Origin of the sequence: Pseudomonas sp. 9AZ (assembly GCF_902506525.1) — a bacterium.
Taxonomy (GTDB): Bacteria; Pseudomonadota; Gammaproteobacteria; order Pseudomonadales; family Pseudomonadaceae; genus Aquipseudomonas; species Aquipseudomonas peli.
On sequence record NZ_LR733840.1, the window covers coordinates 1728987 to 1751507 of the forward strand.

Sequence of the window (22521 nt, forward strand, 5' to 3'; positions counted from 1 at the left end):
AAGCCTAGCGGATACGACTAAAGTTGTAGTGCCATTGCCGCACGTGCCCGGGCCTGCCTAGAATCGCCGGCCTGCCTGCCCACAAAGCCCATAACCATAAGGACTCATAATGTCCGATAAACCTCCTCTGCTGCTCGGCCTTGCTCATCTGATTGATTCATTCAACGCCCGTTTCGGCAAGGCCTGCGCCTGGCTGACCTTGTTTCTGGTGCTGGGCACCGCCATCGTGGTGGTCCTGCGTTACGGCTTCGGCATCGGCGCCACCGCCCTGCAGGAAGCCGTGCTGTATAGCCACGCACTGGTATTCATGGGCGCAGCCGCCTGGGTGTTGCAACGCAACGGCCATGTGCGCGTGGACATCTTCTATCAGAAGTTCAGTGCCAAACGTAAAGCCCTAGTCGACAGCCTCGGCACCTTGCTGTTTCTGCTGCCGGTGTGCCTGTTCCTCGGCTGGGCCAGCTGGGATTACGTCAGTAATTCCTGGTCGACCCTGGAAGGCTCCAGCGAGTCGGGCGGCCTGAAATTCGTCTACCTGCAGAAGAGCATCATCCTGGTGCTGGTGATCAGCCTGGTCTTACAAGGAATCTCCGACTTGATCAAATTCGCCAACATCCTCACCGGCCGCCTGCCAGCCGCGGAGGTGAACCATGGCTGAGTTGATGGCGATTCTGCTGTTTATCAGCATCTGCGCGGCCCTGATGGCCGGCTACCCGGTGGCCTTTACGCTGGGCGGTGTGTCGCTGCTGTTTGCCGGTATCGGCATCCTCACCGGCACCTTCGATGGCGGCTACCTGAGCGCCCTGCCCAACCGCCTGTTCGGCATCATGAACAACCAGACCATGCTGGCGGTGCCGCTGTTCGTCTTTATGGGCGTGATGCTGGAGAAGTCCAGGGTCGCCGAAGACCTGCTCGAATCCATGTCGCGGCTGTTCGGCACCCTGCGCGGCGGCCTGGCGATTTCCGTGTGCGTGGTCGGCGCGTTGCTGGCGGCATCCACCGGTATCGTTGGCGCCACTGTAGTGACCATGGGCTTGCTGGCCCTGCCAACCATGCTGCGTCGCGGTTATGACCCGGCGATTGCCACCGGCACCCTGGCCGCCACCGGTACCCTGGGGCAGATCATCCCGCCGTCCATCGTGCTGGTGCTGCTGGGTGACGTGATGTCCAGCGCCTACCAACAGGCGCAGCTGAAGATGGGCATCTTCTCGCCGAAGACCGTCTCGGTTGGCGACCTGTTCGTCGGTGCGCTGATCCCCGGTTTGATGCTGGTGGGCATGTACATCCTCTACATCATCGGCGTGGCGATCCTGCAACCGAAGAAGCTGCCGGCTCTGCCGCAGGAAGAGCTGGGCCCGATCGAGTGGGGCAAGCTGATCAATGCCCTGGTACCGCCGCTGCTGTTGATCGGTGCGGTACTCGGCTCGATCCTCGCGGGCTACGCCACCCCGACCGAAGCCGCTGCACTCGGCGCCCTCGGCGCCATGCTGCTGGCCTTCTACAAGGGCAAGCTGAACTTCGGCCAGCTGCGCGAAGTGGCCTACGGCACCACCGAAATCAGCGCCATGGTGTTCCTCATCCTGATCGGTGCCTCGCTGTTCTCCCTGGTGTTCCGCGGCTTCGGCGGCGAAGCGATGATCGAGGACATCTTTGCCCAGTTGCCTGGCGGCGTGCTTGGCGCGTTCTTCCTGGTAATGGTGGTGATCTTCCTGCTCGGCTTTATCCTCGACTTTATCGAGATCACCTTCGTGGTGGTGCCGATTGTCGGCCCGGTATTGCTGGCTATGGGCCTGGACCCAGTGTGGCTCGGCGTGATGATTGCGCTGAACCTGCAGACTTCCTTCCTGACTCCGCCGTTCGGCTTTGCGCTGTTCTACCTGCGCGGGGTCACGCCGGCGTCTGTGCCTACCAGTACCATCTATAAGGGTGTGCTGCCGTTTATCCTGATCCAGATCCTGCTGCTGGTAATTGCCTACCAGTTCCCGGGGCTGATCACCTGGTTGCCGGAACAGGTCTACGGCAAGTAAGCCTGGCTCCAGCCACAGAACGCCCGTCACTGACGGGCGTTTTGCTTTCTGCGCACAAGCTGGGCTCCAATAGCCTTCTTTATTCTTCCTTCTACGAGTACGCCAATGGCCAGATCCCACGTTGAACGCCTTGAGCTGGATGAGCTGACCTGCTGGCGCGCACGCGTTGGTGCCCGCGAGCTGCTGATCAGCCAACAAGGCGCGCAGATACTCAGCTACCAGGAAGATGACCAGGCGCCGTTGATCTGGCTCAGCGAGCAAGCGGCCTACAAGCGCGGCCAAGGTATGCGCGGCGGCGTGCCAGTGTGTTGGCCCTGGTTCGGCAACCTGCAACGCAACCCGCAGGCGGTGCAGGCTATGCACCTGCAGCCCGACACTGCGCCCGCCCACGGCCTGGTGCGCAACCTCGACTGGCAGCTACAGGGCATCGACAGCCACGATGACGGCATCCAGCTGGAGTTCGTCTACAACAGCGCCACCCAGCCCCTGGCCGACTGGCCCCACGCCGCCGAACTGCGCCTGAACATTCGCCTGAATGAACGCCTGCATATCCAGCTGAACAGCCGCAACCTGGACGACACGCCGCTGGCCATCAGCCAGGCGCTGCACAGCTACTTTGCCGTCAGCGATATCCGCAACGTCGCAGTCGAAGGCCTGCACGGCTGCCGCTATATCGAAACCCTGGAAGACTGGCAGCAACGCCAGCAGGACGGTCTGTTGACATTCAGCGGCGAGACCGACCGCATCTACCTGGACACCCCGGCGCAGTTGAGCATCCTCGACCGCGCGTGGCAGCGGCGCATCCAGCTACACAGCAGCGGCTCAAACTCAGCCGTACTGTGGAACCCCTGGATCGACAAGGCGCAGCGCCTCTCGCAATTCGCCGCTGACGCCTGGCCCAGCATGCTGTGTATCGAACACGCCAACGTGCTGGACGACATCCGCGTACTGGCCGCGGGCGAGCAACATCAGCTCGATTTGAGTCTCTGGGCTGAATCCTGTAGCGATTAACCGACCAACGGTTTACGCCCTCCCTTCGCCGAGCCCGTTCGGGCTCGGCCGCAGCACATCGGTCACAGACCAACCCGGTAAAACCTGCATTGCATCACAGTAACTTGCAGCAATTCGGCAACTTCTGTGACGAGCCACTAATTTGCCAGTAAGCAATTACTTACATATATAGAGCCATATACCTACACAACTTCCCCGGCACATCTTATTGTGACGAAACACTCACAATTTTTAGGAACTATCGTCCCAGCTATTAATCCCCGAATATCTCTCACTGTTACATATTTCACACTTTCAACGGTTGTCCAGCACGACCCATGGGGCTAGGATGCCCACCTCACTAGGACGTGCGCAACTTGTTGCACATTTAAGTGCGCAATTTTTTGCGCACTTCTGGCGCAGCAAGACGGTCTTCAAATGCTTAATCAGCTTTATTGAAGTTACCCGCAGCGATAATCGAGTCATGGAATGACCTATTCAAACAAGCTCACTGCTCATTATTTAGAGCTGGCCAAACTCCCTATTAATGAAGGGAACTTTGCCGGTAATGACGTGCGTTATTCCAGCGAATACGAAGTTCTCGAAAATGAGCTGGGAAAAGCCACGGCGCTGCACGAAACGGCGGCGATTGACTGGCAAAAGGTCCGCGAAAACAGCGAGATATTGCTCAGCGCCCACTCCAAGGATTTGCGCGTCGCCGCCTGGCTGATCTGGGGCCTCTACCAGCGCGAATCCTTCCCCGGTCTGCAGGCCGGTTTCAGCCTGCTGCACTACCTGTGCCTCAACCACTGGGCCGAGCTGCACCCCCGCAAACCGCGCACCCGCGCCGCCGCCATCAGCTGGCTGATTCCGCGCCTGGAACAAGCGCTGGCCGAGCACGTACCGATTGGCGAGCAGCTGGCGCTGTTCCGCAGTCTGGCCGAACAACTGCGCGCCCTGGAAGCCTGCCTGGCCGAACACCTGGGTGAAGATGCGCCACTGCTGCTGCCGCTGTGCCGTCGCCTGGATGAGCTGGTCAAGCGCGCCAGCCAGGGTCAGCCAGAGCCCGGCTCGGTCGGTGCGGCGATTGCTCAGGTCAAGCAGGCTGCCAGCCAGATGCTCACCCCCGGCGCGCCGGTGGAAAACGAAAAGGAAGCGCACAAGAGCCTGCGTAGCCTGCAAGACCAGGCCCGTCCGCTCTGCGCCTACTGGCTGAAACAAAAAGCCAGCGACCTGCGCCCCCTGCGCCTGGCGCGCACCCTGCTTTGGCTGACCATCGACAGCCTGCCGGAACGCAACGCCGAACAGATCACCGCCCTTCGTGGCCTGCCGGCCGACAAGCTGGCCAGCTATCAAGAGCGCTACCAGAACGGCCAATACGCCGATCTGCTGGTCGACCTGGAAGCCAGCATCGCCCGCGCGCCCTTCTGGCTCGACGGCCAGCACCTGGTCTGGCAATGCCTGCATGAGCTGGACGCCGAGCAGGCGATGCGCGAAGTGGAGATTCAGCTCGCACTGTTTATGCAGCGCATGAGTGGCCTGGAAGAACTGCGCTTCCACGACGGCAGCGCCTTCGCCGATGCGCAGACCCGCGCCTGGCTCAGCTCCCACGTGATGCCACATGTACAAGCCCCGGTCAGCGAAAGCGCCCCTGCCGCCAACGACGGCGGCAGTCAACCGGCCTGGGATATCGCCCTGCAGGAAACCCTGCCCAAGCTGCGCAAGGACGGCCTGAAATCCGCCGTGCAGCAACTCAAGCTTGGCCTGGCCAAGGCGCGCGGCGGCCGCGAACGCTTCTTCTGGCAGCTGACCCTGGCGCGGCTGTGCTACAGCGCGAAGAAATATGAACTGGCCAAGACCCAACTGGAATCGCTCGACCAGACGCTACAGGCCACCGGCCTCGGCGACTGGGAACCCGATCTCGCCCTGGACGTACTGCGCATGCTGCACAGCTGTTGTGAGCTGTTGCCGCAGAACCACGCAATACGTGAAAGCAAGGAAGAGATCTACCGCAGGTTGTGCCACCTCGATCTTGAAGTGGTACTGGACTAGGCCCTCGGGCCATAACCGTAACGGAGAATGACCATGGCCAAAGAAGGCTCGGTAGCCCCCAAGGAACGCATCAACGTAACTTTCAAACCCGCCACTGGCGGTGCTCAGGAAGAGATCGAACTGCCACTGAAACTGATGGTTCTGGGTGACTTCACCCAGCGCGCCGACGATCGCAAGATCGAAGACCGCAAGCCGATCAGCATCGACAAGAACAGCTTCGACGAAGTGCTGGCCAAGCAGGAACTCAACCTGACTTTCGCCGTGCCTAATCGTCTGCAAGACGACGCCGAAGGCGACGACATGGCCGTGCAACTGCGCATCAACTCGATGAAGGACTTCAACCCGGCCAACCTGGTCGACCAGGTCCCTGAGTTGAAAAAACTGATGGAACTGCGCGACGCCCTGGTGGCTCTGAAAGGCCCACTGGGCAACGCCCCGGCCTTCCGCAAAGCCATCGAAAGCGTGCTGGCTGACGACGACTCGCGTGACCGCGTACTCGGCGAACTCGGCCTGGCTGCCCAAGGCAAGCTGGACTCCTGATTCAATTAACAAGGAAGCTAATTCATGAGCACTAGTGCAGCAGTAGAAAGCGGTCGCAGCGCCGCCGACCTCGGCATCCTCGACCGCATCATTGCCGAGACCAAACTGACTCCAGACGACGAAGCCTATGACATCGCCAAGCGTGGCGTGTCGGCCTTTATCGAAGAGTTGCTGAAGCCGCAGAACGAAAATGAGCCCGTGAAAAAGGCCATGGTCGACCGCATGATCGCGGAGATCGACGCCAAACTCAGCCGGCAGATGGACGAAATCCTCCACAACGCCGAATTCCAGGCGCTGGAATCCTCCTGGCGCGGCCTCAAGCTGCTGGTGGATCGCACCAACTTCCGCGAAAACATCAAGCTGGAGATCATCAACGCCTCCAAGCAGGATCTGCTCGATGACTTCGAAGACAGCCCGGAAATCACCCAGTCCGGCCTGTACAAGCACATCTACACCGCCGAATACGGCCAGTTCGGTGGCCAGCCGGTCGGCGCACTGATCGCCAACTACTTCTTCGACCCGAGCGCGCCGGACGTTAAGACCCTGCAATACGTTGCCAGCGTCGCCAGCATGTCCCACGCACCGTTTATCGCCGCTGCCGGTCCGAAATTCTTCGGCCTGGAAAGCTTCACCGGCCTGCCGGACCTGAAGGATCTGAAAGATCACTTCGAAGGCCCGCAATTCGCCAAATGGCAGAGCTTCCGCGAGCAGGAAGATGCTCGCTACGTCGGCCTGACCGTACCGCGCTTCCTCCTGCGCAACCCGTACGATCCAGAAGACAACCCGGTGAAGACCTTCGTCTACAAAGAGAACGTCGCCAACAGCCACGAGCATTACCTGTGGGGCAACACCGCCTACACCTTCGCCTCCAAGCTGACCGACAGCTTCGCCAAGTTCCGCTGGTGCCCGAACATCATCGGCCCGCAGAGCGGCGGCGCGGTAGAAGACCTGCCGCTGCACCACTTCGAAAGCATGGGCGAGATCGAAACCAAGATCCCGACCGAGGTGCTGGTCTCCGACCGTCGTGAATACGAGCTGGCCGAAGAAGGCTTTATTGCCTTGACCATGCGCAAAGGCAGCGACAACGCCGCATTCTTCTCCGCCAACTCGGCGCAGAAGCCGAAGTTCTTCGGCATCAGCGAAGAAGGAAAAACGGCTGAACTGAACTACAAGCTCGGCACCCAGCTGCCGTACATGTTCATCATCAACCGTCTGGCCCACTACCTGAAAGTGCTGCAGCGCGAGCAGATCGGCGCCTGGAAAGAGCGCACCGACCTGGAACTGGAACTCAACAAGTGGATCCGCCAGTTTGTTGCCGACCAGGAAAACCCGAGCTCCGAAGTACGCAGCCGCCGTCCGCTGCGCGCCGCTCAGGTGATCGTCAGCGATGTTGATGGTGAGCCGGGCTGGTACCGCGTCAGCCTCAACGTGCGCCCGCACTTCAAGTACATGGGTGCCGATTTCACCCTGTCGCTCGTCGGCAAGCTGGACAAGGAATGAGGCTCTGCCCATGAACAAAACACACTGGCGTTGCCGCACAGAAACTCGCCAGGCAAGGCGCGAGACCCGCGGTTTGGTTGTTCCAAATAAGGGTCGATTAACGCAGCCTGGCGAGTTTCTGAGCGCAACCCTTCGGGACGCGTCCGTTTTCGCGCATTGCGGCGTCATGACGAACTCGTGGGCAAGCAGCACACCACGTTCGTCCTTTCTGGCACTGCGCGAAAACGGCCAGCGTCGCCACCGTGTTTTGTTCGTGGGCAGAACCTGACTATGGCCGGGTACGGAAGCCTATTCGAACGCCTCGGCGGTGAAGCCAGCCAACGCGCTGGCTGGAGCCGCGAGGTCGCCGCCATGGCGTCGGTGGCGACCCACCTGGCAAAAATGCTCAGCACCCGGGCGGGCAGCGTGCAAACGCTGCCCGACTACGGGTTGCCCGATCTCAACGATATGCGTCTGTCGCTGCACGATTCACTGCAGCAGGCGCGTATCGCCATCGAACGCTTTATCGAAGCGTACGAACCGCGTTTAAGCGACGTGCGGGTGATTTCCCTGCCCCGCGACAACAACCCGCTGAGCCTGGCCTTTGCCATCGAAGGCCTGCTGGAAGTGGACGGCTTTAAACGCCAAGTCAGTTTCTCCGCGCGCCTGGACGGCAGCGGACAGGTCAAGGTCAATTAAGGAGAGCCCATGTCCGGTAAACCCGCAGCCCGCGTCAGCGACCCAACCGCCTGCCCGATTCCCGGCCATGGCCCCAATCCAATTGTCGCCGGCTCCCCCGACGTGCTGTTCGACAGCCTACCCGCTGCGCGCATGGGCGACCCCACCGGCTGCGGCAGCGCCCTGGCCAGCGCGGTAATCCCAACCGTGCTGATCAACGGCAAACCGGCCACAGTGCTCGGCACCGTGGGTAGCCATGGCAATCCGGTGATCGCCGGCTCCGGTACCGTGCTGATTGGCGGTTGACCTGATACAGCCACAAGGATGAACCGCTGAGATGTCTTTTAACCACTACTACCAGAGCGAACTCACCGCCCTGCGCCAACTCGGCAAGCGGTTTGCCGAGCGCAGCCCGGCGTTGGCGCCGTTTCTTGGGCAGAGCGGGCGCGACCCGGATGTCGAGCGGCTGCTGGAAGGCTTCGCCTTTCTTACCGGGCGCCTACGGCAGAAGCTTGATGATGAGCTGCCGGAGCTGACCCATTCGTTGATGCACCTGCTGTGGCCGAACTATATGCGTCCGCTGCCGGCGTTCAGCATGTTGCAGTTCGACCCGCTCAAACGGCCGGGCGGCGCCTTGCTGGTGCCGCGCCATACGCCGGTGGAATCCAAACCGATCCAGGGCGTGACCTGCCGTTTCCGCACCGCCTTTGCCACCGAGGTGCTGCCGCTGGCGCTGAATGGCCTGGACTACTCGGTAAAGGGTGACGGTGCGCTGCTCAGCCTGCGTCTGGCGATGAGTGCCGATGGTCATTTGGGTGATCTCAACCTCAAGCAGTTGCGTCTGCACCTTTCCGGTGAGCGCTATATCAGCCAGTTGCTGTACTTGAGCCTGTTGCGCCATCTCGGCGGTGTGCAGCTGGTGCTGCTGAATGCGACTGGTAAGCCGCTGCAAGGGCCTGATGATCGTCCATTGATACCGCTGCAGCTGCCGGCCAGCAACGTTCAGCCGGTGGGTTTTGCCGAAGATCAGGCACTGATTCCCTACCCGCTGAACACCTTTCGCGGATACCGCTACCTGCAGGAATACTTCGCCTTCCAGGACAAGTTCCTGTTCGTCGACCTGCTCGGCCTGGATGTACTCAAGCGCGTTCCCGAGGACGTGCTCAAGCAGGCGCGCGGCATCGAGCTGCGTTTCGATATCCACAAGGCCGGCGTGCAACGTATCCGCCCGACCCTGGATAACGTGCGGCTGTATTGCACGCCGGTGGTCAACCTGTTCGCCCATGACGCCATCCCGATTCGCCTCGACGGCAAGCAAGACCAGTACCTGCTGCTGCCCTCGGAGCTCGACTCCGAGCACTGCGGGGTGTTCTCGGTGGATCGCGTCACCGGCTGGAAGCCCGGCGGCAAGGGCTATGAAGAGTACGTGCCGTTCGAATCCTTCGAGCACGACGCCAGCTTCGATGTGCCTCTGGCGCGCCCGCACTACAGCGTGCGCCAGCAACCTTCGCTGCTGGGCGACGGCCTGGAAACCTACCTGAGCTTCGGCCTGCGCAACCTTGATCAGCACGAAACGCTGTCCATCGAGCTGACCTGTACCAATCAGAACCTGCCACGCCAGCTGGGTCTCGGTGATATCTGCATGCCCTGCGAGGACACCCCGGAGTTTCTCACCTTCCGCAATATCAGCGCGGTCACGCCGAGCTACGCGCCGCCGCTGCACCGCGACTTTCTCTGGAAGCTGATCAGCAATATGTCGCTGAACTACCTGTCGCTGGCCAACGTCGACGCGCTCAAGGTGATCCTCGAAACCTACGACCTGCCGCGCTACTACGACCAGCACGCGGAGAAGGTCAGCAAGCGCCTGCTCGACGGCCTGAAAAGCATCAGCCATCAGCACGTCGACCGCCTGCATCGCGGCCTGCCGGTGCGCGGTGTACGCACGCAATTGACGATCAACCCCGAGGGTTATGTCGGCGAGGGTGACCTGTTCCTCTTCGCCACCGTACTCAATGAATTTTTCGCCCTGTATGCCAGCTTGAACTCGTATCACGAGCTGCGCGTACAGAGCACACAGGGAGAGGTGTACCAATGGACGCCGCGCATGGGGCTACAGCCCCTGCTCTAAACCGGCTTAGCCGGGGGATCCGCGAGTACAGCCTGTTTCAGGGTGTGCAGCTGGTGCTGGAACGCTTGCACGCCGCTCATCCTGAACTGGATGAGGAAGCGCTGTACCAGCGACTGGAACTGCAGGCCAACCCGAGCATGGGGTTCCCAGGTAGCGATATCGATCGCGTGCATTTTTTCGAAGAGCACGGCGAGCTGCGCGCGCGCCTACGCATCAACCTGGTCAGCCTGTTTGGCGCCGGCTCGCCGCTGCCGGCGTTCTACGGTGAACAGGCGCTGGGTGACAGTGAAGACGGCAACCCAACGCGGGATTTCCTCGACCTGTTCAACAACCGTCTGCAGCGTCTGCTGCTGCCGACCTGGCAGAAATACCGCTACCACACACGCTTCCAGAGCGGTGCGGTCGACCCGTTCTCCGCGCACCTGTTTGCCCTGATCGGCCTGGGCGGTGAAACCATTCGCCAGGCGCAAGAATTGAACTGGAAACGCCTGCTGCCCTACCTCGGCCTGCTCAGCCTGCGCGCCCACTCGGCAGCGCTGATCGAGTCGGTGCTGCGCTACTACTTCAAGCACGCCGACCTGCATATCGAGCAGTGCCTGGAGCGCCAGGTGGAAATCCTCGGCGAGCAGCGCAACCGCCTCGGTCTGGCCAACAGCCAGCTGGGTGAAAGCCTGGTGCTCGGCGAGTTCGTGCGTGACCGCGGCGGCAAGTTTCGCATCCATGTACGCCAGCTGAACTGGGATCGCTTCCATGAATTTCTGCCCATCGGCAGCGGCTACCAACCGCTCTGCGCGCTGGTGCGCTTCACCCTGCGCGACCCGCTGGATTACGACATCCGCCTGGAACTGCGCCAGGACGAAATACGCGAATTGCGCCTCGGCGCGGACAACCCCTGCCTGCTGGGCTGGACCACTTGGCTGGGGCGTGACAACGCCGACGGCGTGGTCACCCTCGGCAGCAAAGCTCATTAAGGATTGATGAAATGATCAACGTCGACTTACAGCAACTGGTTCAAGCCCTCGACGCTGCCAGCAAACAGGACCTGGAAACCGCCGCCGAGCGCTGCGTAGTCCGCGGTGGCAGCAAGATTCTGGTGGAAGACCTGTTGCTCGGCCTGCTCGAGCGTCCCGAAGGCTTGCTGCCCCGCGCTCTGCAGGATGCCGAAGTGGACGCCGGCGAGCTGGCCCGCGCGCTGCAACCGCGCGGCGAACACAGCGAATCGCGCAACCCGGTATTTGCCACCGAACTAGTGCAATGGCTGCAGGACGCTCTGCTGGTCGCCAGCCTGGAGCTCGGCCAGAGCCAGGTCGATGAAGCCGCGCTGATCCTCGCCCTGCTGCGTAATCCGATGCGCTATGCCGGCAGCCACTATCAACCACTGCTGGCCAAGCTGAATACCGAGCGCCTGCGCGAATTCGCCCTGGCCCAGCAGCCGCAAATCGCTGCAGGTAAACCCGCAAATAGTGGCGAATCGAACCTCTCGCGCTTCACTCACAACTTCACCCAGCAGGCGCGTGACGGCAAGCTCGACCCGGTGCTGTGCCGCGACGGCGCAATTCGCCAGATGATCGACATCCTCGCCCGCCGCCGCAAAAGCAACCCGATCGTGGTCGGCGAAGCCGGTGTCGGCAAGACCGCCATTGTCGAAGGCCTGGCCCTGCGCATCGCCGCTGGTGAAGTGCCGGCGGCGCTCAAGGGTGTCGAACTGCTGTGCCTGGACCTCGGCCTGCTGCAAGCCGGCGCCAGCGTCAAAGGCGAATTCGAACGCCGCCTGCAGGGCGTGATCGATGAGGTCAAAGGTTCGCCCAAGCCGATCATCCTGTTTATCGACGAAGCCCACACCCTGATCGGTGCCGGCGGCCAGGCCGGTAGCGGTGACGCGGCCAACCTGCTCAAACCCGCCCTGGCACGTGGTGAGCTGCGCACCATCGCCGCCACCACTTGGAGCGAATACAAGAAGTACTTCGAGAAGGACCCGGCACTGGCCCGCCGCTTCCAGCTGGTGCAACTGCATGAGCCGACCGTCGATGAAGCCGTAAACATCCTGCGTGGCCTGGCGCCTGTTTACGAGAAAAGCCACGGTATCTACCTGCGTGACGACGCCGTGGTCGCTGCTGCCGAGCTGTCCGCGCGCTATCTGGCTGGCCGCCAGCTGCCGGATAAAGCCGTCGATGTACTCGACACAGCCTGCGCCCGTGTACGTATCAGCCTGGCCGCAGCCCCAGAAGCACTGGAGCGCCTGCGTGGCGAAATCGCCGAGGGCGAGCGGCAGAGCGAGGCTATGGGCCGCGATATGGAAGCCGGCCTGAACATCGACAGCGAAAGTCTCGAACAGCTCGAAGCACGCCTGAGCCAGGCCCGCGCCGAACTGGAGCAGATCGAAACCCGTTGGGCGGTGCAGCGCGAGCTGGCCGAGCGCTTGCTGGAATTGCGCAAGCAATGCGCCAGCCTGCGCCAGAATCCTAGCGACGCAGAGAACAGCGACGGCCAAGCCGCTCAGCTGGAACAACTGGAAGGCGAACTGCGCGCCGTGCAAGCCGAGCTGGCCAGCGCTCAGGTGAATGAGCGCCTGGTCAGTTTTGAAGTCTGCCCGCGCCTGGTTGCCGAAGTGATCAGCCACTGGACCGGCGTGCCGCTGAGCCAGCTGGCCCGCGAACACAACAGCAAGGTGCTGACCTTCGCCCACGACCTCGGCCTGCGCGTACGCGGCCAGGCGCAAGCCATCGCCGCGCTGGACCGCTCCATGCGCGCCACAGCCGCTGGACTCAACCGGGCCGATGCGCCGGTCGGCGTGTTCCTGCTGGTCGGCCCCAGCGGCGTCGGTAAAACCGAAACCGCCCTGGCCCTGGCGGATCTGCTGTACGGCGGCGAGCGTTTCCTCACCACCATCAACATGTCCGAGTTCCAGGAGAAGCACACGGTTTCCCGCCTGATCGGCGCACCGCCCGGCTACGTCGGCTATGGCGAAGGCGGCATGCTCACCGAAGCCGTGCGGCAGAGGCCTTACTCGGTGGTGCTGCTCGACGAGGTGGAGAAAGCCGATCCGGACGTGATGAACGTCTTCTATCAAATCTTCGACAAAGGCGTGGCCAACGATGGCGAAGGCCGCGAAATCAACTTCCGCAATACGCTGATTTTGATGACCAGCAACCTGGCCAGCGAGCGCATCGCTAGCCTCTGCCAGGGCGGCCAGCGCCCGGATGCGGAAGCCCTGGAACAGGCGATTCGCCCGACTCTGACCCAGCACTTCAAGCCGGCGCTGCTCGGCCGTATGCGCGTGGTGCCGTACTACCCAATCAATGGCGAGGTGCTCAACGAGCTGGTCGGCCTCAAACTCGCGCGTTTCGGCGAGCGCCTGCAGCGCCGTCAGCTGCAGTTCAGCCATTGCCAGGCGCTGCTGGAAAATCTCGCCGAGCGTTGCAGCCACAGCGACAGCGGCGCGCGCCTGATCGATCACCTGATCGACCAGCACCTGCAACCGCTGGTGGTCGACCGCCTGCTCGACGCCATGGCCAGTGGCGAAAGCCTGCAACGCGTACACGCCACCCTGGACGGCGAAGGGACGGTGGTCTGTGAGTTCGCTTAACGTGTCGCTGATGTTCAGCCAGGTGCCGCAGCCACTGCGCTATGCCGAAGCGCTGTTGCAACGCTTCGCCACGCTGGCGCGCGCGGCCAATAGCGACGCCCTGCTCGGCGGCCTGGTGGAAAGCGCCGCGCAGCTGTCGGGCAGCGAACTGAGCCAGCTGTACCTGCTCGACGACACCCACACACGCCTGACCCTGTCTGCCGAATGGCAGGACGGCCTGCTGCAGCCGCGCGCGGATGCCAGCCTGTCCAGCGACTACGACGGCGAACAATTGCTGCAGTACTGCCTGTGCCAGAACCAGACGCTGAGCCTCAATGAACTGGACAGCAGCCTGCACCAGACCGGCTTCCTCCCCGAGGCACAAAAACCCTGGCGCAGTCTGCTGTGCCAGCCGCTGCTGGATGAACAGAAAGGCGTCACCGGCCTGCTGCTGATTGCCAGCCAGCGCTCGCGTGAACTGCAGGGTTTTGCCGACTCGCTCGGCCATCTGGGTAGCTTTGTTGTCGCCCAACTGCATCTGCTGCAGCGCCTGCGTTCGCCGCGCAGCGAGCAGCCGGTTGCCGTGGTCAGCACGCCCTGCGCCAGCGGCTATGGCCTGATTGGCGACAGCCCGGCGATGCGCAGCGTTTACCAGCTGATCAGCAAAGTGCTGCACAACCCAGTCAGCGTTTTGCTGGCGGGCGAAACCGGCACCGGCAAGGAACTGGTGGCCCGCGCCATCCACGATTGTGGTTTCCGCCGCAGCAAGGCCTTTGTCGTGCAGAACTGCGCCTCGTTGCCGGAAAACCTGCTGGAAAGCGAACTGTTCGGCTATCGCAAAGGCGCCTTCAGCGGTGCCGACCGCGACCATCAGGGCCTGTTCGACGCGGCCAATGGCGGCACCCTGTTCCTTGATGAAATCGGTGATATGCCGCTGAGCCTGCAAGCCAAACTGCTGCGCGTCTTGCAGGAAGGCGACGTGCGCCCGCTGGGCTCCACCGCCACGCACAAGGTCGATGTACGCATCGTCGCCGCCACTCACCACAACCTGCGCAACCTGGTGGAAGAAGGCCGTTTCCGCGAGGACCTGTTCTATCGCCTGGCGCAGTTCCCCATCGAACTGCCGGCCCTGCGTGAGCGCGATCAGGACATCCTCACTCTGGCGCGCTACTTCGCCGACAAGGCCAGCACCTTTCTGCAGCGTAACCAGTGCCGCTGGGCTGATAGCACCCTCGATCACCTGGCCCGCTACCCCTTCCCCGGCAACGTGCGCGAGCTCAAAGGTCTGGTCGAACGTGCCGTGCTGCTGTGTGAAGGCGGCGAGCTGCTGCCAGAACATTTCGACCTGCGCCAGGCCGGCAGCAACGATGAGCCCGGCATGAACCTGCGCGAGCGCATGGAGCGCGTCGAACGCAGCCTGCTGCTCGACTGCCTGCGCAAGAACCGTGGCAACCAGACCAGCGCCGCCTGCGAGCTGGGCCTACCGCGCCGCACCCTGCTGTACCGCATGCAGCGGCTGAATATCAGCCCGGCTGACGTGTAAGGCTTAAGGAGAAGAGCATGTTCAACGCCGCCAATCAGTCCCATTTCAGCCTGAGCATCGAAGGTGCCAGCCACGATCTGCAGGTGCTCGAATTTACCGGCCGTGAAGCCATCAACCAGCCGTTCGTGTTCGAGCTGGAGCTGATCAGCGAGCGCCCCGATCTCGACCTGGAAAGCCTGCTGCACCAGCCGGCTTTTCTCGCTATCAGCCCGGACGGCAGTGGCATTCACGGCCTGATCTACCGCATCGCCCAGGGCGACTCCGGGCAGCGCCTAACCCGCTACCACGTCACCCTGCGCCCGCAGCTGGCCTATCTGGCGCACCGCATCAATCAGCGGATCTTCCAGCACCTGAGCGTGGAAAAGATCATCAGCCAGGTGCTCGAAGAGCACGGCATCCAGAGCAATGCCTACAAATTCCAGTTCGGCACCAGCGTCTACCCGGCGCGCGAATACTGCGTGCAGTACGACGAAAGCGACCTGCACTTTATCCAGCGCCTGTGCGAAGAAGAAGGTATTCATTACCACTTCCAGCACAGCGAACAGGGCCATGTGCTGGTCTTCGGCGATGATCAGACGGTGTTCCCCAAACTAGCGCCCACCGCGTACCAGCAGGACAGCGGCCTGGTCGCCGACGACCCGGTGATCAAGCGCTTCGCCCTGCGCCTGGAAACCCGCAGCAACCGCGTCACCCGCCGCGACTACAACTTCGAAAAACCCAAGCTGCTGATGGAAGCCGCCTTCAACAGCGAGTTCCAGCCTGACCTTGAGGACTACGACTACCCCGGCAGTTTTGTTGAACGCGAGCGCGGCAAACACCTGGCCAAACGCAACCTGGAACGCCACCGCAGCGACTACGAACTGGCCACTGGTGAAAGCGATCAGCCGCTGCTGGTCAGCGGCCACTTCCTCAACCTCAGCGAGCATCCGCGTGATGACTGGAACCAGCTCTGGTTGCTGACGGAAATCAGCCATGAAGGCAAACAGCCGCAAGTGCTGGAAGAGTCGGTCACCAGCCACACCCAGGTCAGCGACGGCTTCCAGCAGGGTTACCGCAACCGCTTCAGCGCCACGCCATGGGATGTGCTGCATCGCCCAGCGCTGAAGCACCCGAAACCCAAGGTACTCGGCAGCCAGACCGCCGTGGTCACCGGGCCAGCGGGTGAAGAAATCCACTGCGACCAGTACGGCCGGGTCAAAGTGCAATTTCACTGGGACCGCGAAGGTCAGGCGGATGACACCACCAGCTGCTGGCTGCGCGTGTCCTCCAGTTGGGCCGGCGATGGCTACGGCGCTATCGCCATCCCGCGCATCGGCATGGAAGTGCTGGTGACCTTCCTCGAAGGCGATCCCGACCAGCCGCTGGTTACCGGTTGCCTGTACCACACCGCCCACGTCGTGCCCTACGCGCTGCCAGCAAACAAGACCCGTAGCCTGTTCAAAACCCTGAGTAGCCCAGGCGGTGGCGGCTACAACGAGCTGCGCATTGAAGACAAGAAAGGCGCCGAACAGATCTATCTGCACGCCCAGCGCGACTGGGACGAAAACATCGAGCACGACCAGAAGATCCGCATCGGCCACGAACGTCACGACACGGTCGAAGCCAACAGCTACAGCCAGTTTCTCGCCGAAGAACACCGCACCACCCACGCCGACCGCAAAGTGGAAACCCGCAGCAACGACCACCTCACAGTCGGGCAGAAACAACATGTGAAAGTCGGCGTCGGCCAGTTCGTCGAAGCCGGCAACGAAATTCACTACTACGCCGGCAACAAAGTAGTGATCGACGCCGGCATGGAGCTCACCGCAGTAGGCGGCGGCAGCTTCCTCAAACTCGACCCAGGTGGCGTCACACTCAGCGGTGCGACGATCAAGATCAATTCGGGGGGGGCGCCGGGTAAAGGCTCAGGCATCGCGATTCTGCCGCCCACTATTCCGGGCGCGGCGGATGCAGATAAGGCGGGAGCCACGCTACAGCAAGCATTGGTCAACCCTCCGTTTGAATCGGGAATCTGCCTCAGCTGCCTGGTCAAGGCCGCCAAATCAGGCGCTTCGCTGGTGATTCGAGGATGAACATGATGTTGCCTCTTATGAGCCATTGCGATGAGCTCAAAGCCGTAAATCCAGAACTGCGTCTTTACGCGCTGGTCGATGGTCTGCAATACCAGCAACACCGTGGCTTTCCATTGCATAGCCAGCGTGGCCTGAATATGCCGCTGTTGCGCGATACCGATGGAGAGGCCCTGGCAGATGCAGGTCCTTGGCTGTTTGATCTGGAGCAGGATCGTGGCTGGCTTGGAGTTTTCGAAGAACTGAGTCAGCAACGGCCGGCCGTCGTCTGGCTGCTCACTGAGAAGCCATTAAACATCCTTGCCCAACTGCTGCAGGCGCGCCTCGATACCGAGCTACCCGACGGCCAGCGTGCCCTTCTGCGATTCTATGACCCTCGCGTACTCAGCAAGCTGCAACCGGTGCTGGACAAGGAGCAGCGTCATAGTTTTTTCGATGCCGCCCACGCCTGGTTCTGGTTGGAAGATGGGCAACTTAAGCGCCATGGAGGTGAACATGCTTAAGCTGCGTGAAGAGCAATTACGGCATCTGGAACAGCTGGAAGGTAATGACTTTCTGGTTCAGGTACGCGACGCCATTGTTCAGGACATTCCCTCGCTCAAAGACGAGCCGTTGCTGCCCCGCTTAAAGGCCGCAAACGACCATGCGGAAGAACTGGGACTCAGCGATCAGGCCGCGAGGACCCAGTTTCTCTATACCGAGGCCATAGCACCGGACTTCTACCTGGACCCTCAGGTTGACGCCTGGCTGCGTAAGCCCGGACAACCCGTCGAGCAACGACTGAACGATCTGTTAGCCACCATGCAGGCGCAACTTGCCTCAGGAGCACACTAAATGCCCGGCCCACTTGTACTACTCGCGCCGCCGTTGCTGGGTGCCGCAGGACGCGTCCTCGTTCAGGGCGCTACACGTGCAGCTGCCCGCACCGCTGCCAACAAAACCGCTCAGGGTGCAGCCACCGCAGGTGCCGCTGCTGGCGGCGGAGTACTGGTTAATGAAGAAGTACAACGCCGCAGCGATGCGGCCGCACAGTCGCGAAGCACGCCGGTAGCTACCACGACCAGCCAAACCTCAACCCGCCAGGCGTGCAAAGAGTGCCCCCGGATTGCGGTTCGTTGGTTACGCGCCAATGGAACATGTCTGACATATCCCGCGAATACCAAGCGCGAGTTACAGGTTTTGCGCCCTTTACCGAATGGAATTTCGCATCGTTGGACTTTGACGGGTTCAAGGCTTCTCAGTGTTTGTTACAAGAAGCCAAAGCCAAATATGACCAATTCTTCGATCCAGAAGACGGGCAGCCAAAATTCTTCTTCAAGATCAGCGGCGAAGCAAAAGTCTTACAGCAGGCCGCGGCGCAAAGCGCCGTGGTACAGGCCAATCCACCCAGCAGCCTGCATTGGTATTTCATGCAGGAGCTCAGTTATTTGCACTTCAGCAGCCGCTTCCGGGTTTCAGCCCCCATCATTCGGACCTTCTTGCAGCCATGAGCAGTATCAATCTATCGCTGGCCTTTCGCCTGACCACCTCACTACCCAGTGCCCAAGAACATGCCGATGCACTTTGGCAGGTGGCGCAACTGCTGAAGCGTTATGGGCTGCCAGAGCATCAATGGCATCCGCCAGCGGATACGCCACAGGCATCAATAGCCCTGCAAGCGTTCGAGCCAAGCGGTGCCTCGCCAGCACTTGTAGACGCCGCCTTACAGGCCGAAAAAGACTCGCCCAATGCCTTGGTAGGCAACTGGCGCAGCCTGGGAGTCTGGAACGGGCTGGAGAAAGGGGGCGCTGCTGCATTCGACCTGACCCTGTCGACCATGCCCGGTTCACCTTGCACCCTGACATTGCAAACCAAATCACTGCCTAGCCTTGACCGACTTGAGGCGCTGATTGAACTACTGCGTGAACTGATCAGTACCTGGCCCTGGCCTGTGACCATGGCCTCTATTGGGCCTGCCCGCTATTTCGCCATGCATCAGGTCTTCAAGGATCGCCTGGGGGCCGGCTGGATTCTGTACTTACCGCAAATCATTGCAGAAGACGCACTCCCTGCTAGCACCAGCATCTTCCCTGTCTCTCGCGCAGAAACACAGCTGGGCACGCTGATCGTCAGCGTTTGCGATGAACTCTTCGATGTACGTAACCCAGCGCATATCCAAGCGGCCAACGCCATCGAGGTCAGCCTTGCTGACCTCGATCTGCTGCCACTGCACACGGCGCTCTGAATTGATTACCCAACCACTGCTCACCCTCTGCCCACTGAATACAAGGAGCACCCAATGCTGAAACGCCTCTGGCCAACCGCCCTGCTCGCCCTGGCCCTATGCCTCTCCGCCTGCAGCGGCAATTACAAGTTCAACGATGACGAATATCGCCCCCTGGGCGAACCGCAAGCAGTGAAACGCGGCAACTGACCGCAAGGAGTTAACAACCATGGAACTGGTCTTCGATGTGGTCAGTGCACAGCAGTTCGTGCCAGGTCTATTGACCACCAAAACCTTCAAGCAGGCCGGCGGCATTATTGGTCGGGCGGAGGAATGCGACTGGGTGATTCCGGATCGCAAGCGTGTGCTGTCCAGCCGGCATGCCGAGGTGAGCTATCGCAATGGCTCCTTCTATCTGACCGACACAAGCAGCAATGGCATTCAGCTGAAAGACAGCGGCGCCAGCCTGCGCAAGGGTGAAGCCCAGCGTATCGAGCATGGCAGCGTGTATTGCTTCGGCGATTTCGAGTTGCGTGCGCGGCTGATTCAGGACCCTGCAATGTTCGCAGGCGACATCGGCCGTGCGCAGCCTGCCGGCAGCATCATTCCGGACGATGCCTTTCTCGACCTCGACCCGCTGACCGCCATCGACCAGCAGGAGCGCGTATACGCCGAGGTCGATGACCTGACGGCGATTCTGCGCCCGCATAACGTGCAGGCTCAGCAGCGCGACTATGCGCAGATAGATGAAGAAAACCTGCTGGTGCCTGCGCTGGTGATGCCAACGCCTGAACCGCAGCCCAAGCGTGCGCCGGAACCGGTACGCCTGCCGCCGACCTTCTGGGAAAAATTCGGCGAGTCCCTCGGGGTCAAGCTGGATGACCTCGATGACGATGCCCGCGAAGCCCTGGCCATTCACAGCGCCAAGCTGCTCAAGCAGAGCATCGGCAGCCTGCAGCAAAGTCTGCGCACCCGCAGCGAGCTGAAGAACGAGCTGCGCCTGGCGCTGACCACCGTGCAAAGCGCCGGCAATAACCCGCTCAAGCACACCGCCGACAGCAGTGAAGCGCTGAGCGCCCTGCTGCGTGGCGGCAAGGCCGGGCAACTGAGCGCCGAGCAGACCATCAGCCGCAGCTTCCGTGATCTGCAGGCGCACCAGGTGGCGCTGCTCGCCGCCAGCCGCGCGGCGGTCAAGGGCATGTTCGAGCAACTGTCGCCGGAGCAGCTGAGCCTGCGGTTCGAGCGCGAAGGCCGCAAGCCGCTGATCACCACCGCTGGCAGCCGCTGGCGCGCCTACCGTCGCCTGCACAGCGCCCTGGAGCAGAACGACGACTGGAGCGACCGCCTGTTCGCCCGCGACTTCGCCAACACCTACGAAGAACAGGTTCGCCTGATCGCCACCCTCAACACCGACGTTCAAGGATGATCTCCATGCACCGTTTCACCTGCCTGGCCCTGTTGGCCGCCCTGCTCAGCCTGACTGGCTGCGCGGCGCTTTCGCCCTATTCGGATATGACCAAGCTCGACCTGACGCTCAACGGCAGCGATGAGCTCAACCCGGATCTCAATGGCCGCCCCTCGCCGATCGTCCTGCGCCTGATTGAGCTGAAGCACCCGGTGGCCTTTGAGACCGCCGATTTCTTCTCGCTTTATCAGCGCCCGAAAGAAGCCCTGTCGCCGGACATGGTGGTGCTCGAAGAGCTGGAACTGCGTCCGGGCGAGCAGCGCGAAATGAAGCTCTCGGTACAGCCGGGCAGCCGCTATGTCGGCGTGCTGGCGGCTTATCGCGACCTGCCGGAAAGCAACTGGCGCGTGGTGATTCCGCTGCAGGAAAAAGAGCGCAACAGCAGCGTGCTAACCCTCAATGCCCAGGGCATCAAAACCCAGGACGACGCCAACAAGGAAGAGGAATAAGCCATGGCCATGCATAAAGTGGTCTGGCAAGAAGGCATGTTGCTGCGCCCGCAGCACTTCCAGCAGAACGACCGTTACTACGACTATCAGCTGAAAACTCGCACGCAGAAGCTCGACAGCTATGCCTGGGGGTTTTTCGAGCTGGAGATCGACCGTCAGTTCCTCAATATGGGCAAGCTGGTAGTGAGCAAGGCCAGCGGCATCCTGCCCGATGGCACCCTGTTCGACATCGGCGCCGAGCGCGAGCCGCTGGCCCTCGACGTGCCGCCGAACACCGGCAATACCCCGGTGTATCTGGCCCTGCCCCTGGTCACCGGTAACCATATCGAGAGCCGCCGCCCGGAGCAGCAGGACGTGCTGGCGCGCTTTACCGCCTTCGATGAAGAAGTGACCGACTCCAACGCCGGCGACAGCGCATCGAGCCAGGTCAGCTGCGGCCGTCCGGATTTCCGTTTGCTGCTCGGCGAGCAACAGAGCGACCAGGCCTACGTCAAATTGCAGCTGTGCGACGTGCTCGATACCACCCCGGATGGGGTGATCAGCATCGACCCGGAATTTATTCCAACCTACGTCAACTTCCAGGCTTCCGGCTATCTGCTCAGCTGCCTCAAGGAAGTGATCAGCATGCTCGCCCACCGTGGCGACATCCTCGCCGAACGTATTCGCGCCACCGGCAAGGTCGGCGGTGCGGAAGTCGGCGACTTTATGATGCTGCAGCTGATCAACCGCTTCGAGCCAGTGCTACGTCATTACTTGGGCATCGAGCAGGTGCACCCGGAGCAGATCTACCGTGAGCTGCTCGGCCTGCTCGGCGAGCTGGCGACCTTCTCCAGCGAGATCAAACGTCCGCGCCTGGAAGGCCGCTATCTGCACAGCGATCAGGGCGTGAGCTTCCGCAAACTGATGGATGCAATCCGCCAGGTGCTGTCGATGGTGCTGGAACAGCACGCCATCGAGATGCTCCTGCAGCAACGTCAGTACGGCATTCAGGTGTCGCCACTGCACGATCACAAGCTGCTCGCCACCTCCACCTTCGTCCTCGCCGCCAGCGCCCAGTGCGACTCGGAAGAACTGCGCCAGCGCCTGCCGGCGCACCTCAAGGTCGGCCCAGTGGAGCAGATTCGCCAACTGGTCAACCTGCACCTGCCCGGCATCAAGGTCAAACCGATGCCCGTGGCGCCACGGCAGATCCCCTTCCACTCGGGCAAGACCTACTTCGCCCTGGAACTGGGCTCCGAGGAACTGGCGCAGCTGGAACGCTCCGGCGGCTTCGCTTTCCACGTGTCCGGCGAGTTCTCCGGGCTTGAGATGAAATTCTGGGCGATCAGGAACTGAC

The 22521-nt window shown here is 61.6% G+C and carries 21 protein-coding genes; all 21 read left to right on the plus strand.

Going from position 1 to position 22521, the window contains the following annotated elements:
- The first annotated feature begins 109 nt into the window (after window positions 1–109).
- The 21 genes from ALTER154_RS08050 (at window position 110) to tssK (ending at window position 22520) form a co-directional block, all read left to right on the plus strand.
- A complete protein-coding gene (locus tag ALTER154_RS08050; RefSeq protein ID WP_160086066.1) occupies window positions 110–655 on the plus strand; it encodes a TRAP transporter small permease subunit in 546 nt (181 codons plus the stop codon).
- A complete protein-coding gene (locus ALTER154_RS08055) occupies window positions 648–2024 on the plus strand; it encodes a TRAP transporter large permease subunit (protein ID WP_160086068.1) in 1377 nt (458 codons plus the stop codon). The genes ALTER154_RS08050 and ALTER154_RS08055 overlap by 8 nt, the downstream gene beginning before the upstream one ends.
- A 105-nt stretch (window positions 2025–2129) precedes the next feature.
- Window positions 2130–3035: a D-hexose-6-phosphate mutarotase gene (locus ALTER154_RS08060; RefSeq protein WP_160086070.1), complete on the plus strand. Its 906-nt coding sequence runs from the start codon at window positions 2130–2132 to the stop codon at window positions 3033–3035.
- 468 nt (window positions 3036–3503) lie between these two features.
- Complete coding sequence (gene tssA, locus ALTER154_RS08065) at window positions 3504–5066, plus strand: type VI secretion system protein TssA (RefSeq protein ID WP_160086072.1); 1563 nt, start codon at window positions 3504–3506, stop codon at window positions 5064–5066.
- 33 nt (window positions 5067–5099) lie between these two features.
- Window positions 5100–5606, plus strand: a complete 507-nt coding sequence (tssB, locus tag ALTER154_RS08070) for a type VI secretion system contractile sheath small subunit (protein ID WP_160086074.1) — start codon at window positions 5100–5102, stop codon at window positions 5604–5606.
- 24 nt (window positions 5607–5630) lie between these two features.
- Window positions 5631–7106 (plus strand): type VI secretion system contractile sheath large subunit, encoded by a 1476-nt coding sequence (gene tssC, locus ALTER154_RS08075; RefSeq protein WP_108489172.1) that lies wholly within the window; start codon window positions 5631–5633, stop codon window positions 7104–7106.
- Between the two features lie 270 nt (window positions 7107–7376).
- A complete protein-coding gene (tssE, locus tag ALTER154_RS08080; RefSeq protein WP_160086076.1) occupies window positions 7377–7784 on the plus strand; it encodes a type VI secretion system baseplate subunit TssE in 408 nt (135 codons plus the stop codon).
- A 9-nt stretch (window positions 7785–7793) separates the two neighbouring features.
- On the plus strand, window positions 7794–8069 hold the full coding sequence (locus ALTER154_RS08085) for a PAAR domain-containing protein (RefSeq protein ID WP_160086078.1): 276 nt from the start codon (window positions 7794–7796) through the stop codon (window positions 8067–8069).
- A gap of 31 nt (window positions 8070–8100) precedes the next feature.
- Window positions 8101–9891: a type VI secretion system baseplate subunit TssF gene (gene tssF, locus ALTER154_RS08090; RefSeq protein ID WP_160086080.1), complete on the plus strand. Its 1791-nt coding sequence runs from the start codon at window positions 8101–8103 to the stop codon at window positions 9889–9891.
- On the plus strand, window positions 9855–10862 hold the full coding sequence (gene tssG, locus ALTER154_RS08095) for a type VI secretion system baseplate subunit TssG (protein WP_160086082.1): 1008 nt from the start codon (window positions 9855–9857) through the stop codon (window positions 10860–10862). The genes tssF and tssG overlap by 37 nt, the downstream gene beginning before the upstream one ends.
- 11 nt (window positions 10863–10873) lie before the next feature.
- Window positions 10874–13477 carry a type VI secretion system ATPase TssH gene (gene tssH / locus ALTER154_RS08100; protein WP_160086084.1) on the plus strand — a complete coding sequence of 868 codons (2604 nt, stop codon included), beginning with the start codon at window positions 10874–10876 and terminating at the stop codon, window positions 13475–13477.
- 10 nt (window positions 13478–13487) lie between these two features.
- Entirely contained in the window at window positions 13488–14999 is a 1512-nt protein-coding gene (locus ALTER154_RS08105) for a sigma-54-dependent Fis family transcriptional regulator (RefSeq protein WP_160090062.1), read from the plus strand.
- A gap of 17 nt (window positions 15000–15016) precedes the next feature.
- A complete protein-coding gene (locus ALTER154_RS08110; protein WP_160086086.1) occupies window positions 15017–17071 on the plus strand; it encodes a type VI secretion system tip protein VgrG in 2055 nt (684 codons plus the stop codon).
- A 5-nt stretch (window positions 17072–17076) separates the two neighbouring features.
- A complete protein-coding gene (locus tag ALTER154_RS08115; protein WP_160086088.1) occupies window positions 17077–17571 on the plus strand; it encodes a DUF4123 domain-containing protein in 495 nt (164 codons plus the stop codon).
- Entirely contained in the window at window positions 17564–17902 is a 339-nt protein-coding gene (locus ALTER154_RS08120; RefSeq protein WP_160086090.1) for a hypothetical protein, read from the plus strand. Before ALTER154_RS08115 ends, ALTER154_RS08120 begins: the two co-directional genes overlap by 8 nt.
- 302 nt (window positions 17903–18204) lie before the next feature.
- Window positions 18205–18558, plus strand: coding sequence for a Tox-REase-5 domain-containing protein (locus tag ALTER154_RS20980; RefSeq protein ID WP_256665619.1), 354 nt, complete (start codon window positions 18205–18207; stop codon window positions 18556–18558).
- The gene (locus ALTER154_RS08130; RefSeq protein ID WP_160086092.1) at window positions 18555–19292 is read left to right on the plus strand and encodes an Imm52 family immunity protein; all 738 of its coding nucleotides are present in this window, start codon (window positions 18555–18557) and stop codon (window positions 19290–19292) included. Before ALTER154_RS20980 ends, ALTER154_RS08130 begins: the two co-directional genes overlap by 4 nt.
- Window positions 19293–19346: 54 nt before the next feature.
- The gene (locus ALTER154_RS08135) at window positions 19347–19481 is read left to right on the plus strand and encodes a type VI secretion protein (protein WP_160086094.1); all 135 of its coding nucleotides are present in this window, start codon (window positions 19347–19349) and stop codon (window positions 19479–19481) included.
- A gap of 19 nt (window positions 19482–19500) precedes the next feature.
- Window positions 19501–20697: a type VI secretion system-associated FHA domain protein TagH gene (tagH, locus tag ALTER154_RS08140; RefSeq protein ID WP_160086096.1), complete on the plus strand. Its 1197-nt coding sequence runs from the start codon at window positions 19501–19503 to the stop codon at window positions 20695–20697.
- A gap of 5 nt (window positions 20698–20702) precedes the next feature.
- The gene (gene tssJ / locus ALTER154_RS08145; protein ID WP_160086098.1) at window positions 20703–21185 is read left to right on the plus strand and encodes a type VI secretion system lipoprotein TssJ; all 483 of its coding nucleotides are present in this window, start codon (window positions 20703–20705) and stop codon (window positions 21183–21185) included.
- Between the two features lie 3 nt (window positions 21186–21188).
- Complete coding sequence (tssK, locus tag ALTER154_RS08150) at window positions 21189–22520, plus strand: type VI secretion system baseplate subunit TssK (RefSeq protein WP_160086100.1); 1332 nt, start codon at window positions 21189–21191, stop codon at window positions 22518–22520.
- Window position 22521 lies beyond the last annotated feature (1 nt).

Bases quoted from the DNA above. Each gene is read 5' to 3' on its own strand.
- ALTER154_RS08050 (WP_160086066.1), top strand. From the start codon at position 110: ATGTCCGATAAACCTCCTCTGCTGCTCGGCCTTGCTCATCTGATTGAT.
- ALTER154_RS20980 (WP_256665619.1), top strand. From the start codon at position 18,205: ATGTCTGACATATCCCGCGAATACCAAGCGCGAGTTACAGGTTTTGCG.
- ALTER154_RS08135 (WP_160086094.1), top strand. From the start codon at position 19,347: ATGCTGAAACGCCTCTGGCCAACCGCCCTGCTCGCCCTGGCCCTATGC.
- tssE (WP_160086076.1), top strand. From the start codon at position 7,377: ATGGCCGGGTACGGAAGCCTATTCGAACGCCTCGGCGGTGAAGCCAGC.
- ALTER154_RS08060 (WP_160086070.1), top strand. From the start codon at position 2,130: ATGGCCAGATCCCACGTTGAACGCCTTGAGCTGGATGAGCTGACCTGC.
- tssK (WP_160086100.1), top strand. From the start codon at position 21,189: ATGGCCATGCATAAAGTGGTCTGGCAAGAAGGCATGTTGCTGCGCCCG.
- tagH (WP_160086096.1), top strand. From the start codon at position 19,501: ATGGAACTGGTCTTCGATGTGGTCAGTGCACAGCAGTTCGTGCCAGGT.
- tssB (WP_160086074.1), top strand. From the start codon at position 5,100: ATGGCCAAAGAAGGCTCGGTAGCCCCCAAGGAACGCATCAACGTAACT.
- tssA (WP_160086072.1), top strand. From the start codon at position 3,504: ATGACCTATTCAAACAAGCTCACTGCTCATTATTTAGAGCTGGCCAAA.
- tssF (WP_160086080.1), top strand. From the start codon at position 8,101: ATGTCTTTTAACCACTACTACCAGAGCGAACTCACCGCCCTGCGCCAA.
- ALTER154_RS08130 (WP_160086092.1), top strand. From the start codon at position 18,555: ATGAGCAGTATCAATCTATCGCTGGCCTTTCGCCTGACCACCTCACTA.
- tssC (WP_108489172.1), top strand. From the start codon at position 5,631: ATGAGCACTAGTGCAGCAGTAGAAAGCGGTCGCAGCGCCGCCGACCTC.
- ALTER154_RS08055 (WP_160086068.1), top strand. From the start codon at position 648: ATGGCTGAGTTGATGGCGATTCTGCTGTTTATCAGCATCTGCGCGGCC.
- ALTER154_RS08110 (WP_160086086.1), top strand. From the start codon at position 15,017: ATGTTCAACGCCGCCAATCAGTCCCATTTCAGCCTGAGCATCGAAGGT.
- tssH (WP_160086084.1), top strand. From the start codon at position 10,874: ATGATCAACGTCGACTTACAGCAACTGGTTCAAGCCCTCGACGCTGCC.
- ALTER154_RS08115 (WP_160086088.1), top strand. From the start codon at position 17,077: ATGTTGCCTCTTATGAGCCATTGCGATGAGCTCAAAGCCGTAAATCCA.
- ALTER154_RS08085 (WP_160086078.1), top strand. From the start codon at position 7,794: ATGTCCGGTAAACCCGCAGCCCGCGTCAGCGACCCAACCGCCTGCCCG.
- tssG (WP_160086082.1), top strand. From the start codon at position 9,855: ATGGACGCCGCGCATGGGGCTACAGCCCCTGCTCTAAACCGGCTTAGC.
- ALTER154_RS08120 (WP_160086090.1), top strand. From the start codon at position 17,564: ATGCTTAAGCTGCGTGAAGAGCAATTACGGCATCTGGAACAGCTGGAA.
- ALTER154_RS08105 (WP_160090062.1), top strand. From the start codon at position 13,488: ATGTTCAGCCAGGTGCCGCAGCCACTGCGCTATGCCGAAGCGCTGTTG.
- tssJ (WP_160086098.1), top strand. From the start codon at position 20,703: ATGCACCGTTTCACCTGCCTGGCCCTGTTGGCCGCCCTGCTCAGCCTG.